We start from the raw sequence: 13,092 nt of genomic DNA, 5'->3' as shown, positions 1-13,092 counted from the left end.
ATAAGGCGCGGAGCGACCGAGGGCAACTTACTTCCCGGTCCCGTCGTCGGCCGCGCGCTTGCGCCGCCGCCGGTTCCGCTGGACCATGTTGAGCCCCTCCACGCCCGCCGAAAAGGCCATCGCGGCGTAGATATAGCCCTTGGGTACATGCACCCCGAAGCCTTCGGCGATCAGCGTCATGCCGATCATGAACAGGAAGGCGAGCGCGAGCATGACGATCGTCGGGTTCTTCTCGATGAAGCGCGACAGCGGACCGGCGGCGGTCATCATCGCGATCACGGCGGCGATCACCGCGACGAACATGATCGGGACATGATCGGTCATGCCGACCGCCGTGATGATCGAATCGATCGAGAAGACGAGGTCGAGCAGGATGATCTGGAAGATCACCGCGCCGAAGCCGAGCGCGGCACTTTTGCCGTCGAACATCTCGCCTTCATCGTCCTGGTCGACATTATGATGAATTTCCTTGGTCGCCTTCCAGACGAGGAAGAGGCCGCCTGCGATCAGGATCAGGTCGCGCCAGGAGAGCGGCTGGCCGAACAGTTCGAACAGTGGGCGGGTCAGGGTCACGATGAACGCGACCAGGCTCAGCAGCGCCAGGCGGAGAACCAGCGCCAGCGAGATGCCGATCATCCGGGCCTTGGCGCGATAGGCGTCGGGCAGCTTGTTCGTCAGGATCGAGATGAAGATCAGATTGTCGATCCCGAGCACCACCTCCATCGTGACCAGCGCAGCCAGCGCGGCCCAGTTGGCGGGATCGGCGAAGATGGCGAAGATGTCCGACATGATGTCCTTGCGGATTCGGGGGGATTCGCGGCCGGTAACGTATTCGCCGTCGCGAAGGTTCCGGGCACGTAAAGACCGCAATGTTCTGCCCGCTGCGACTCGGGGGATCAAGACCCCCGACAGCGGTGCCGGAACGCCGCTGCTTCATGGATAATCTACGAAAATACGGTAACATTTTCGGTCTGTCGGCCTTTTGGACCGAATTGACGTGAGCTGAACGGGCGCCATGCCATGAAACCGCTCGCAGTATCGCCCTCTTTGCTTTATGTCTGTTGGATGGCGCGGATGGTTTTTGCGTGCCGGAAGGATGACGTGCCCACGCCCGGCGCCACGTCCTTTCGTTGAATGGGGCGAGATTCGGGAAGAATTGCAAGGCATGGGTTTCGATAGAGGTAGGCGCGGTCCGCGCGGCGGCAGGGACAAGCGCGATGGCTTCGGTGACGACAGCTTCGGCGGTTACGGCGGCGGCGGCGGCGGCTATGGTGGCGGCGATCGTTTCGGCGGTGGCGGCGGCTACGGTGGTGGCGGCGGTGATCGTTTCGGCGGTGGCGGCGGCTACGGTGGTGGCGGCGGTGATCGCTTCGGCGGTGGCGGCGGCTACGGCGGCGGCGGCGGCGGTGGTTTCCGCGGCGGCGGTGGCGGCGGCGGATTCCGTGGCGGCGGTGGCGGCGGTATGCCGGCCCAGGTCATCGGCGAAGGCAAGGGCGTCGTTAAATTCTTCAACGGACAGAAGGGCTTCGGCTTCATCGTTCGTGACGATGGCGGTGAGGACGTTTTCGTTCACATCTCTGCCGTCGAGCAGGCTGGCCTGACCGGTCTTGCCGAAGGACAGCCGCTCGAGTTCACGCTCGTCGATCGTGGCGGCCGTATCTCGGCAACCGACCTGAAGATCGATGGCGAGCCGATGGCCGTCGAAGATCGCGGTCCGCGTCCGGCAGCCGGCGCAGGAGCCGGCCCGGCCCGTCAGCTGACGGGTGAGAAGGCCAGCGGAACGGTCAAGTTCTTCAACGCAATGAAGGGCTTCGGCTTCATTCAGCGCGACGACGGACAGCCCGACGCATTCGTTCACATCTCGGCCGTCGAGCGTGCCGGCATGACGAATCTCAACGAAGGCGACCGCCTCGAGTTCGAACTTGAGGTAGATCGTCGCGGCAAATATGCCGCGGTGAACCTTTCGCCGCTCAGCTGATCCTCGGACCAGCGAGACAAGATAGGCCCGGCTTCCCCAGGGAGCCGGGCTTTTCTTTGTCCGGTTTCGCGCGAAAACCGCGTCCGTTCAGCCGCGCTGACCTCAGGCCGTCTTCGGCACGAAGTGCATCGCCACGCCGTTCATGCAGTAGCGCTTACCCGTCGGCGGCGGCCCGTCGTCGAACACATGGCCCAGATGGCCGCCGCAGCGGCTGCAATGCACCTCGGTGCGCGGATAGCCGATCTTGTAATCGGTCGTGGTGCCGACCGCGCCGGGCAGCGGTCGGAAGAAGCTCGGCCAGCCGGTCCCGCTGTCGAACTTGGTGAGCGACGAGAAGAGTGGCAGATCGCAGCCTGCACAAAGGAAGGTCCCCGAGCGCTTCTCCTTGTCGAGCGGGCTCGTATAGGCGCGTTCGGTCGCCTGCTCTCGCAGCACGGCATAGGCTGCGGGGCTGAGTTTCTTGCGCCATTCCGACTCGCTCATCGTCACCGCGAAGCGCTTGCCGGGAGCCGAGAAGGCGCGCCCGCCCAGAGCTGCGCCGATGACAGTAACTATGCCCGCGCCGAGCATCATCCGCCGATCGATCATGACCTTGTCTCCTCTGGAGCGTTTTCCCGTCAGGTGAGCCCACCTGACGATCCGGAAAGCGCGCTAAACCGCTCGGGCCCGGATATGGGCACAGGGAAGATACGCGACAAGCGTGGCCCCGGTTACGTTCGCCCCTTAAAGAGGCGGTGATGACCCTCGATCCGAACAATGTGCGCGATGCGATCCGGGCCCAGGCGGAGGCGCTCGGCTTCGCTGCATGCGGCTTCGCCCGGGCGGATGCCGCACCCGAGGCGGCAGAGCGTCTGGACCGCTGGCTCGAATCGGGTGCGCATGGATCGATGGAATGGATGGAGGCCCGGCGCGACCAGCGCGCCCGGCCGCAGGCGCTGTGGCCCGGCGCGCGCAGCCTGATCATGCTCGGCATGAGCTACGCGCCGAAGGAAGATCCGCTGCGGCTGGCCGGCGAGGCGGGGATCGGTCGGATATCGGTCTATGCGCAGGGCAGCGACTATCATGACATCGTCAAGAAGGCGCTCAAGGCGCTGGCCCGCTGGCTGGTCGATCAGGCCGGCGGTGAACTGAAGGTTTTCGTCGACACTGCGCCGGTGATGGAAAAGCCGCTCGCAGCTGCCGCCGGAATCGGCTGGCAGGGCAAGCACAGCAACCTCGTCTCGCGCGACCACGGCAGCTGGCTGTTCCTCGGCGCGATCATGACCAGCCTCGACCTGCCCCCCGATCCGCCGCATGACGACCGGTGCGGCAGTTGCGACGCCTGTCAGCGGGCCTGTCCGACCGATGCTTTTCCGCGACCCTATGTTCTCGATGCGCGACGCTGCGTCTCCTATCTTACCATCGAGCATAAGGGACCGATCCCCCCCGAGCTGCGTGAAGGCATCGGCAACCGCATCTATGGCTGCGACGATTGCCTGGCAGTCTGCCCCTGGAACAAGTTCGCGCAGGCGGGCGCTGCCAACCGCGCCTTTGCGGCGCGCGCGGAACTGGCCGTGCCCGCGCTGGAAGACCTGCTCGGGCTCGACGACGCCGGCTTTCGCGCCGTTTTCGCGGGTTCGCCGATCAAGCGTATCGGGCGCGACCGGATGATGCGCAACGCGCTGGTGGCGGCGGGCAATGACGGGGGCAGGGAGCTCGCCAAGCCGGTGGCTGCGCTGCTCGCCGACCCCGCTCCGGAGGTTCGGGGCGCCGCGATCTGGGCGCTGGCCCGCATCGATCCGATCCGGCTCGCCGCCGAGGCCGGCGTCCGCCGGAACTGTGAAAATGACCAGCAGGTCCTGAGCGAATGGGATGTTGCGATTGCGAAGGCGTCCGAGCGGAGATAACAGCCACGCCGAGTCAGTGAAATCGGGAGACAGGATGATGGTGGATATCGTCGGGGTCGTCGGCGCGGGGCAGATGGGTGCGGGTATCGCGCAGATCGCCGCACAGGCCGGAATCAAGGTGCTTCTCTCCGACGTGTCGCTCGAGGTCGCGGCCAAGGGCAAGGCGGGTATCGTCAAGCAGCTCGATCGCGCCGTGGAGCGCGGCAAGCTCGACGCCGCCAAACGCGATGCGACCGTCGCCCTGCTCGAGCCGGTTGCCGATCTGGAGCCGATGCGCGCCGCCGACCTGATCATCGAGGCCGCGACCGAGCGTGAGCCGATCAAGCGCACCATCTTCGACAATATCGGCAAGGTGCTCGCTCCCAATGCTATCCTCGCCACCAACACCTCGTCGATCTCGATCACACGTCTGGCGCAGGCCGCGCCCGATCCCGCGCGCTTCATCGGCATGCACTTCTTCAATCCCGTGCCGCTGATGCCGCTGCTCGAGCTCATCAAGGGCCTTGCCACCGGTTCGGCCGCCGTCGAGATCGCCGAGGAATTCGGCCGCAAGACCGGCAAGACCACGATCCTGGCCGCCGACAGCCCCGGCTTCGTGGTCAACCGCATCCTGTTGCCGCTGCTCAACGAAGCCTGCTTCGCGGCGGGCGAGCGTCTGGCCTCGATCCCCGATATCGACGCCGGCATGAAGCTCGGCTGCGGTCACCCGATGGGCCCGCTGACGCTGGCCGACATGGTCGGCCTCGACACGATCGTCGAAGTGCTCAAGGTGTTCCAGGCCGATTTCGGAGATCCGAAGTACCGCCCGGCGCCGATCCTGGTGAAGATGGTCGAAGCCGGCTGGCTCGGTCGCAAGACCGGCAAGGGCTTCTATGATTATTCGGGCGAAACCCCGGTCCCGTCCTTCTGATGACAAACAGGGCGCGACTATGTGGTCGCGCCCGTCAGGCGAGCCGATAGGGGACGACGTCGCGATTGTCGGCGTCGACCGTGATCGGCTGGCCCGCCGGGGGAAAGGCTCGCTGGTCGCAATGCGGCCGCGGGCACAGCCGGCACGAAATGCCGATCGGGGTGGCTGCTCCCAGATTGGCGACGTCCAGCGCATCGGCATAGATGAAGTCGCGCGCATGCTCGACCTCGCAGCCGAGCGCCACCGCGAAGCGACGCGGTGCACGGGTGAAGCTGCCCGACGGCTTCACCAGACCCTTGGCCATCGAGACATAGCGCACCCCATCGGGCATCTCGGCCAGCTGGACCAATATGCGGTCGGGGATCGCCACCGCCTCGTGCACGATCCACAAGGGACAGGCGCCGCCGAAGCGGGCGAATTGCAGCCGCGTGGCCGAGTGCCGCTTGGTGATGTTGCCGGCCATGTCGACCCGGCAGAAGAAGAAAGGGATGCCCCGCTCGCCGGGTCGCTGCAGCGTCGACAGGCGATGGCAGGCCTGCTCGAAGCTCACCCCGAAGCGCTGGCACAGTCGGTCGATGTCATGGCGCAGCGCCCGCGCCGTCTCGCGGAAGCGGCCATAGGGCATCAGCAGCGCGCCCGCCGCATAATTGGCAAGGCCGACCGACAATAGCGGGTGCGCCTCCTCCGCCCTCAGCCGCGCTTGCGCAGCGACGGCGGCGATCTGCCAGCGGAACTCCAGCTGGGCCAGCTGATGCGCCATGGTGAAGCGCCGCGTTTCGGGCGGCTGGGCCGAACCGATGGTGAGGAGCCCGCGGGCCCGGTCGAAGCGGCGCAGCATGCCGCCATCGTCGGCGGCAATCACCGTGTCGACGCCGTGGCGCTTCTTCAGCGCATGGGCGAGCAGCGCCTCGGGCAACGGCTCTGCGGCGAACTCGTCGGCCAGCGCCTCGGCCGCGCGGTCGATATTGTCGACATAATTGCCGGCCTCGTGAAACCAGTCGCGCACCTCTTCCCAGGGCAGGCGATCGTCCCCCGGCACGCCGCTGGCGAAGCGGTCGTCGTTGAGCTGCAGGCGCTCCTCGGCCCGGCGCTTGGCATCGTGCAACCGGATGAACTGGTCGGCGAACAGAGGCTGCTGCTCGATCAGCCTGTGCAGTACCTGCGGCTCGACCCCGGCCCCCGCGAACAGCGGATCGGCCAGCGCCTCGCGCACGCCGGCGAGGCGTCGGTCGCTGTCCTCGGCCGCGTTGTTGGCCCAATCGATCGGGAAGGCGGTGGCGAAGGCCTCGTTCACGGCGGGCGTGATCGGGCGGTCATCATTTTCGAGTTGCGACAGATAGGAGACCGACAGGCCGACGCGTGCGGCCATCGCCGCCTGGCCGAGCCCGACTTTCTGTCGCAACTGCTTCAACTCGTGGCCCGCGAAGAGACGGGTACCGGTTCGCCGTGCCATGACTCCTCCCGAGACTCGCCTGTGCAAGTATTTGCAAACTGGCAATTCGCAAATCCGCAAGTTCACATTTGCCTTATCGGCGAAAGCTTGGAAAGGGGGCGCCACTACGAATCCGAAGGGAGCATTGGACCCGAATGCTGGCGATCCTGCAGAAGCTCGAGGAAAAGCGCGCGGCGGCGCGGCTCGGTGGCGGACAGAAGCGCATCGATGCGCAGCACGCGAAGGGCAAGCTGACGGCGCGCGAGCGCATCGAGGTGCTGCTCGACGCCGACTCGTTCGAAGAGCTCGACATGTATGTCGAGCATAATTGCACCGACTTCGGCATGGAGGCCGAGCATATTCCGGGTGACGGCGTCGTCACCGGTTCGGGCACGATCAACGGTCGCCTCGTCTTCGTCTTCAGCCAGGACTTCACCGTCTATGGCGGCGCGCTGTCCGAGCGGCACGCGCAGAAGATCTGCAAGATCATGGACATGGCGCTGAAGGTCGGCGCCCCGGTCATCGGCCTCAACGATTCGGGCGGCGCCCGCATCCAGGAGGGCGTGGCCTCGCTCGGCGGCTATGCCGAGGTGTTCCAGCGCAACATCCTCGCTTCGGGCGTGGTGCCGCAGATCAGCGTGATCATGGGCCCGTGCGCAGGCGGCGCGGTCTATTCGCCGGCGATGACCGACTTCATCTTCATGGTGAAGGACAGCTCGTTCATGTTCGTCACCGGCCCCGACGTGGTGAAGACCGTCACCAACGAGGTCGTCACCCAGGAGGAACTGGGCGGTGCGGTGACCCACACCACCAAGACCTCGGTCGCCGACAACGCCTTCGAGAACGACATCGAGGCGCTGCTGAGCGTGCGCGATTTCGTCGATTTCCTGCCGCTGTCGAACCGGCACGAACTGCCCACCCGGCCGACCGACGATCCCTGGGATCGCCTGGAGCCGAGCCTCGACACGCTGATTCCGGACAGCGCGTCCAAGCCCTATGACATGAAGGAGCTGATCGCGAAGGTCGTCGACGAAGGCGATTTCTTCGAGGTTCAGCCCACCCACGCTCCGAACATCGTCATCGGCTTCGGCCGTATCGAGGGGCGCCCGGTGGGCATCGTCGCCAATCAGCCGATGGTGCTGGCGGGCGTGCTCGACATCAATTCGTCGAAGAAGGCCGCGCGCTTCGTCCGCTTCTGCGACGCCTTCGACATTCCGATCGTGACCTTCGTCGACGTGCCCGGCTTCCTGCCCGGCACCGCGCAGGAGCATAACGGCATCATCAAGCATGGCGCCAAGCTGCTCTTCGCTTATGGCGAGGCGACCGTTCCCAAGATCACCGTCATCACGCGCAAGGCCTATGGCGGCGCCTATGACGTGATGGCCTCCAAGCATCTGCGCGGCGACCTCAACTATGCCTGGCCCACCGCCGAAATCGCGGTGATGGGCGCCAAGGGCGCGGTCGAGATCATCTTCCGCAAGGACATAGGCGACGCTCAGAAGATCGCCGAACGCACCAAGGAATATGAGGATCGCTTCGCCAACCCGTTCGTGGCGGCGTCGAAGGGCTTCATCGACGAGGTGATCATGCCGCATTCCACGCGGCGGCGGATTGCCCTGGGTCTTCGCAAGCTCAAGAACAAGAGCCTCGAAAACCCCTGGAAGAAGCACGACAACATCCCGCTCTGAAGAAGCGGGGGTCATTTGCAGGAACCGAACATGGCCCAATTCGAAGACATCTACATCGTCGGCGGCGTACGGACCGCGATCGGCGACTTTGGCGGCGCGCTGAAGGGCTTTTATCCGTCCGACCTCGGCGGCCTCGTCGCGACCGAAGCGTTGTCGCGGGCCGGCGTGGCGCCGGCCGATGTCGGCCATGTCGTGTTCGGGCAGGTCATGCCGACCAGCGCCAAGGATGCGATGCTGGCGCGCACCATCGCGCTCAATGCCGGCGTTCCGGTCGAAGTCCCCGCGATGACGCTCAACCGCCTGTGCGGCTCGGGCATCCAGGCGATCGTCTCGTCGGCGCAGATGATGCAGCTGGGCGAAGCCACCATCACCCTCGCCGGTGGTGCGGAATCGATGTCGAACGTGCCCTATCATGACCATGGCGCCCGCTGGGGCGTGAAGATGGGCAACAACACCCTCGTCGATGCGCTGGTGCAGGGCCTGCAGGACGCGAGCGGCGGCTATCATATGGGCATCACCGCCGAAAATTGTGCCGATCGTCACGGCATCAGCCGCGAGGAGCAGGACGCACTCGCGGTCGAAGGCCATCAGCGGGCGGCCCGCGCGATCGCGGAAGGGCGCTTCAAGACGCAGATCCTCCCGGTCGAGATCAAGAGCCGCAAGGGCACGACCGTCTTCGACACCGACGAGCATGTCCGTGCCGAGACGAGCCTCGAGACCCTCGCGAAGATGAAGCCGGCCTTCAAGAAGGACGGCAGCGTCACCGCCGCCAACGCCTCGGGCATCAACGACGGTGCGGCCGCAGTCGTGCTGGCGACGGCGGGCGAAGTCGAGAAGCGCGGCTTGAAGCCGCTGGCGAAGATCGTCGCCTGGGGCCATGCCGGTGTCGAGCCCGACTATATGGGCGAAGGCCCGATCAAGGCGGTGCCGATCGCGCTCAAGCGCGCCGGGCTGACGCTCGCCGATATGGACGTGATCGAGGCCAACGAGGCTTTCGCTGCGCAGGCGCTGTCGGTCGCCAAGGTGCTCGGCTTCGACCGCGAGAAGCTGAACCCCAATGGCTCGGGCATCGCGCTGGGCCATCCGGTCGGCGCCACCGGCACGATCCTGACGGTCAAGGCCGCCTATGAGCTCGAGCGGATCGGTGGACGTTATGCGCTGATCACCATGTGCATCGGTGGCGGCCAGGGCATCGCCCTGATCATCGAACGCGTCTGACGAAGGGCCGGATCGGCCGGCGCTTGGGCGTTTCCGGTCCGGGACCCGCAGGGATATAACGGGATATCGAGATGAAACTGGGCCGTCTTAATCATGTCGGGGTCGCCACCCCCTCGATCGAGAAGAGCATCGCCTTCTATCGCGACGTGATGGGCGCGGAGGTCATCCGCGAACCGTTCGACCTGCCCGCGCAGGGCGTGAAGGTCTGCTTCGTCGATACGCCGAACACGCAGATCGAGCTGATCGAGCCGCTGGGCGAGGCCTCGCCGATCCACGGCTTCCTCGCCAAGAACCCGGCCGGCGGCCAGCATCATCTCTGCTATGAGGTTCCCGACATCCATGCCGCCAAGGCCTGGTTCGAGGACAAGGGCGCCAAGGTGCTCGGCGAGCCGCGCATCGGCGCGCACGGTACCTATATCTTCTTCGTCCACCCCAAGGACATGGGCGGCGTGCTGACCGAGATCATGGAATCGCCCGGCGGCCCGAACGACCCCGGCGCCGGCCACTGAGAAACCCGAGGAAGCTGCGATGAGCGACAAGACGCCCGATCTGGCCCAGTGGGAGGCCGCTGCCGCCAAGGAGGTCAAGGGCAAGGACCTGACCTGGAACACGCCCGAGGGCATCGCCGTGAAGCCGCTCTACACGGCGGACGACGTGGCCGATCTCGACCCCGGCCTGCCCGGCTTCGCGCCGTTCACGCGCGGCGTGCGCGCGTCGATGTATGCCGGACGTCCCTGGACGATCCGCCAATATGCGGGCTTCTCGACCGCCGAGGAATCGAACGCCTTCTATCATCGCAACCTGAAGGCCGGACAGAAGGGCCTGTCGGTCGCCTTCGACCTTGCCACCCATCGCGGCTATGACAGCGATCACCCGCGCGTGACCGGCGACGTCGGCAAGGCCGGCGTCGCGATCGACACGATCGACGACATGAAGATCCTGTTCGACGGCATTCCGCTCGACCAGATGTCGGTGTCGATGACGATGAACGGCGCGGTCATTCCGATCCTCGCCTTCTTCATCGTCGCCGGCGAGGAGCAGGGCGTGCCCATGGCCCAGCTCGACGGGACCATCCAGAACGACATCCTCAAGGAGTTCATGGTCCGCAATACCTATATCTACCCGCCCGAGCCGAGCATGCGGATCATCTCGGACATCTTCGCCTTCACCTCGGCGAACATGCCCAAGTTCAACTCGATCTCGATCTCCGGCTACCACATGCAGGAAGCCGGGGCGACGCAGGTGCAGGAGCTGGCCTTCACCATCGCCGACGGCATGGAATATGTGAAATATGGCGTGGCCTCGGGCCTCGACATCGACAAATTTGCCGGCCGGCTGAGCTTCTTCTTCGCGATCGGCATGAACTTCTTCATGGAGATCGCCAAGCTGCGCGCCGCGCGCGTGCTGTGGCACCGGGTGATGACGAAGCTCGGCGCCAAGGACGAGCGCTCGAAGATGCTGCGCACCCACTGCCAGACGTCGGGCGTGTCGCTGACCGAGCAGGATCCGTACAACAACGTCATCCGCACGACGATCGAGGCGATGGCGGCGATGCTCGGCGGCACCCAGTCGCTTCACACCAACGCGCTCGACGAGGCGATCGCGCTGCCGACCGATTTCTCGGCCCGCATCGCGCGCAACACCCAGATCGTCATCCAGGAAGAGACCGGGATGACCAAGGTCGTCGATCCGCTGGGCGGCTCCTATTATATCGAGAGCCTGACCCAGCAGCTGGTCGACCGCGCCTGGGAGATCATCGAGAAGGTCGAGGCCGAGGGCGGCATGGCCAAGGCGGTCGCCGCGGGCTGGCCCAAGGCGATGATCGAGGAAGCATCGGCCGCCAAGGCCGCGCGGATCGACCGCGTCGAAGAGGTGATCGTCGGCGTCAACAAATATAAGCTGGCCGAAGAAGATCCGATCGACATTCTCGACGTCGACAATGTCGCGGTGCGCGAGGCGCAGATCCGTCGCATCCAGATGGTCAAGGCCGGTCGCGACGAGGCGAAGTGTCAGGCGGCGCTGGCCGCGCTGACCGAAGGTGCGAAGGGCGGAGACAATCTCCTTGCGCTTGCCGTCGACTGTGCCCGTGCCCGCGCCACCCTTGGCGAAATCTCGTCGGCGATGGAGGCTGTCTTCGGCCGCTTCGACACGACCCCGAAGCCGGTCAAGGGCATCTATGGCGCCGCTTATGGCGACGACCGCGCCTGGGCCGGCCTGATCGACGGGGTCGACGCGATTACCCGCCGCAAGGGCCGCAAGCCGCGCATGCTGGTCGCCAAGATGGGCCAGGACGGTCATGACCGCGGCGCCAATCTGGTGTCCTCGGCCTTCGGCGATCTCGGGTTCGAGGTCGTCGCCGGACCGCTGTTCCAGACCCCGAAGGAAGCCGCCGATCTGGCGCTGAAGGCCGATGTCGACGTGGTCGGCGCGTCGAGCCTCGCCGCCGGCCACAAGACGCTGATCCCCGAGCTGATTCAGCATCTCAAGGATGCCGGCCGGTCGGACATCAAGGTGATCGCGGGTGGCGTCATCCCCGCGCAGGACTATCAGTTCCTCCGAGATGTGGGCGTGCAGGGCATTTTCGGCCCTGGCACCAATCTGGTCAGCGCGGCGACCGAAGTGCTGCGGCTCCTGGGCCATAATCAGCCCCCCGAGGGCGTGGAGGCGGCCGAGTGACCCTGCGATTGGCTCCAGCAAGTTTTTGGTTAGCGCTGTGGGTTGGCCCTTTGCTATTCGCTGGGCAGCGATATCCGCTTTGCCGGTCGGATGAAGACATGCTCGTTCCCGGCTGCACCTTTGCTCTCTTCAGGAAGTGGTTCCGATGACGAACAGCGCCGATATGAGCCCCGCCCCTTCAGGGGAGGGGTTGGGGTGGGGTCTCTCCACCAGCTCCGACCTTGCCTTTGCGGGGAGGCCCCACCCCCCGACCCCCTCCCCTGAAGGGGCGGGGGAGGTACGCCACGACTGGACCCGCGAGGAGATTGCGGGGCTGTTCGACATGCCCTTCAACGACCTGCTGTGGCAGGCGCAGACGGTGCACCGGCAGTATCACGATGCCAATGCCGTCCAGCTGTCGACGCTGCTGTCGATCAAGACCGGCGGCTGCGCCGAAAATTGCGGCTATTGCAGCCAGGCAGCGTCGAACGAGACCGAGCTCAAGGCCTCGAAGCTGATGCAGGTCGAAGAAGTGCTGGCCGCCGCCCGAGAGGCCAAGCAGTCCGGATCCGAACGTTTTTGCATGGGCGCAGCCTGGCGCAGCCCCAAGGACCGCGACATGGACGCGATCGTGGCGATGGTCGAGGGCGTCAAGGCGATGGGCCTGGAGACTTGCATGACGCTGGGCATGTTGTCCGACGATCAGACCGAGCGCCTCGCTGAGGCCGGCCTCGATTACTACAACCACAATCTCGACAGTTCGCCGGAATATTACGACAAGGTCGTCACCACCCGCACCTATGACGACCGCCTCCAGACGCTGGAGCGCGTGCGCAAGGCCGGGATCAACGTCTGCTGCGGCGGGATCGTCGGCATGGGCGAAGACCGCGCCGACCGCGTCGGCTTCATCCACGCGCTGGCGACCCTGCCCGATCATCCGGGTTCGGTGCCGATCAACGCGCTGGTTCCGGTGAAGGGCACGCCGCTGGGCGACATGCTCGAAGGCCTGCCCGAAGCGCGGATCGACGATATCGAGTTCGTCCGCACGGTCGCGGTCGCGCGGATCACCATGCCCGCTTCGGTCGTGCGCCTGTCCGCCGGCCGCGAGAGCATGGGCGATGCGACCCAGGCGCTCTGCTTCCTCGCGGGCGCGAATTCGATCTTCACCGGCGACCGATTGCTGACCACGGGCAACCAGGGCAGCGACGCCGACAGCCGCCTGTTCGACAAGCTGGGCCTGAAGGGCTCGATCAACGACACCGCGCCGGAAGCCCTGGCTGCGGAATGACATCACGCCGCCGTCCCTTGGGGCGGAGGACACTGAT

11 protein-coding genes are annotated in these 13,092 nt (G+C 65.7%); 8 read left to right on the top strand and 3 right to left on the bottom strand.

Annotated features, from left to right (window positions below; genetic code table 11):
- Positions 1-27: 27 nt before the first annotated feature.
- Positions 28-789, bottom strand: coding sequence for a TerC family protein (locus ACNI3R_RS13310; RefSeq protein WP_426184055.1), 762 nt, complete (start codon positions 787-789; stop codon positions 28-30).
- A 376-nt stretch (positions 790-1,165) separates the two neighbouring features.
- Between ACNI3R_RS13310 and ACNI3R_RS13305 the strand changes: the two genes are divergently transcribed.
- Positions 1,166-1,978 (top strand): cold-shock protein, encoded by an 813-nt coding sequence (locus tag ACNI3R_RS13305; RefSeq protein ID WP_426184053.1) that lies wholly within the window; start codon positions 1,166-1,168, stop codon positions 1,976-1,978.
- 102 nt (positions 1,979-2,080) lie between these two features.
- Here the strand turns inward: ACNI3R_RS13305 and msrB are convergent, their stop codons facing one another.
- Complete coding sequence (msrB, locus tag ACNI3R_RS13300; RefSeq protein ID WP_426184051.1) at positions 2,081-2,566, bottom strand: peptide-methionine (R)-S-oxide reductase MsrB; 486 nt, start codon at positions 2,564-2,566, stop codon at positions 2,081-2,083.
- 149 nt (positions 2,567-2,715) lie between these two features.
- Between msrB and queG the strand changes: the two genes are divergently transcribed.
- Both queG and ACNI3R_RS13290 read left to right on the top strand, forming a co-directional pair.
- A complete protein-coding gene (gene queG / locus ACNI3R_RS13295) occupies positions 2,716-3,864 on the top strand; it encodes a tRNA epoxyqueuosine(34) reductase QueG (protein ID WP_426184049.1) in 1,149 nt (382 codons plus the stop codon).
- A gap of 37 nt (positions 3,865-3,901) precedes the next feature.
- Positions 3,902-4,774 carry a 3-hydroxyacyl-CoA dehydrogenase family protein gene (locus ACNI3R_RS13290; RefSeq protein WP_206335947.1) on the top strand — a complete coding sequence of 291 codons (873 nt, stop codon included), beginning with the start codon at positions 3,902-3,904 and terminating at the stop codon, positions 4,772-4,774.
- A gap of 34 nt (positions 4,775-4,808) precedes the next feature.
- On the opposite strand, the gene ACNI3R_RS13285 is transcribed toward ACNI3R_RS13290, so the two are convergent.
- Positions 4,809-6,227, bottom strand: a complete 1,419-nt coding sequence (locus ACNI3R_RS13285) for a helix-turn-helix domain-containing protein (RefSeq protein WP_426184047.1) — start codon at positions 6,225-6,227, stop codon at positions 4,809-4,811.
- A gap of 134 nt (positions 6,228-6,361) precedes the next feature.
- Here ACNI3R_RS13285 and ACNI3R_RS13280 point away from each other — a divergent pair, with 134 nt between their 5' ends.
- From ACNI3R_RS13280 to bioB, 5 genes are all read left to right on the top strand, one after another.
- Positions 6,362-7,894 carry an acyl-CoA carboxylase subunit beta gene (locus tag ACNI3R_RS13280; protein WP_426184045.1) on the top strand — a complete coding sequence of 511 codons (1,533 nt, stop codon included), beginning with the start codon at positions 6,362-6,364 and terminating at the stop codon, positions 7,892-7,894.
- A 30-nt stretch (positions 7,895-7,924) separates the two neighbouring features.
- Positions 7,925-9,112, top strand: coding sequence for a beta-ketothiolase BktB (gene bktB / locus ACNI3R_RS13275; protein WP_426184043.1), 1,188 nt, complete (start codon positions 7,925-7,927; stop codon positions 9,110-9,112).
- 71 nt (positions 9,113-9,183) lie between these two features.
- Entirely contained in the window at positions 9,184-9,621 is a 438-nt protein-coding gene (gene mce, locus ACNI3R_RS13270; RefSeq protein ID WP_426184041.1) for a methylmalonyl-CoA epimerase, read from the top strand.
- A gap of 19 nt (positions 9,622-9,640) precedes the next feature.
- Positions 9,641-11,788 carry a methylmalonyl-CoA mutase gene (scpA, locus tag ACNI3R_RS13265; protein ID WP_426184039.1) on the top strand — a complete coding sequence of 716 codons (2,148 nt, stop codon included), beginning with the start codon at positions 9,641-9,643 and terminating at the stop codon, positions 11,786-11,788.
- A 145-nt stretch (positions 11,789-11,933) separates the two neighbouring features.
- Entirely contained in the window at positions 11,934-13,055 is a 1,122-nt protein-coding gene (gene bioB, locus ACNI3R_RS13260) for a biotin synthase BioB (RefSeq protein WP_426184037.1), read from the top strand.
- Positions 13,056-13,092 lie beyond the last annotated feature (37 nt).

Source organism: Rhizorhabdus antheiae (genome assembly GCF_049889055.1).
Taxonomy (GTDB): domain Bacteria; phylum Pseudomonadota; class Alphaproteobacteria; order Sphingomonadales; family Sphingomonadaceae; genus Rhizorhabdus.
The sequence above is the reverse complement of the archived record's forward strand: the minus strand, read 5'-3'. Positions and strand labels throughout refer to the sequence as shown.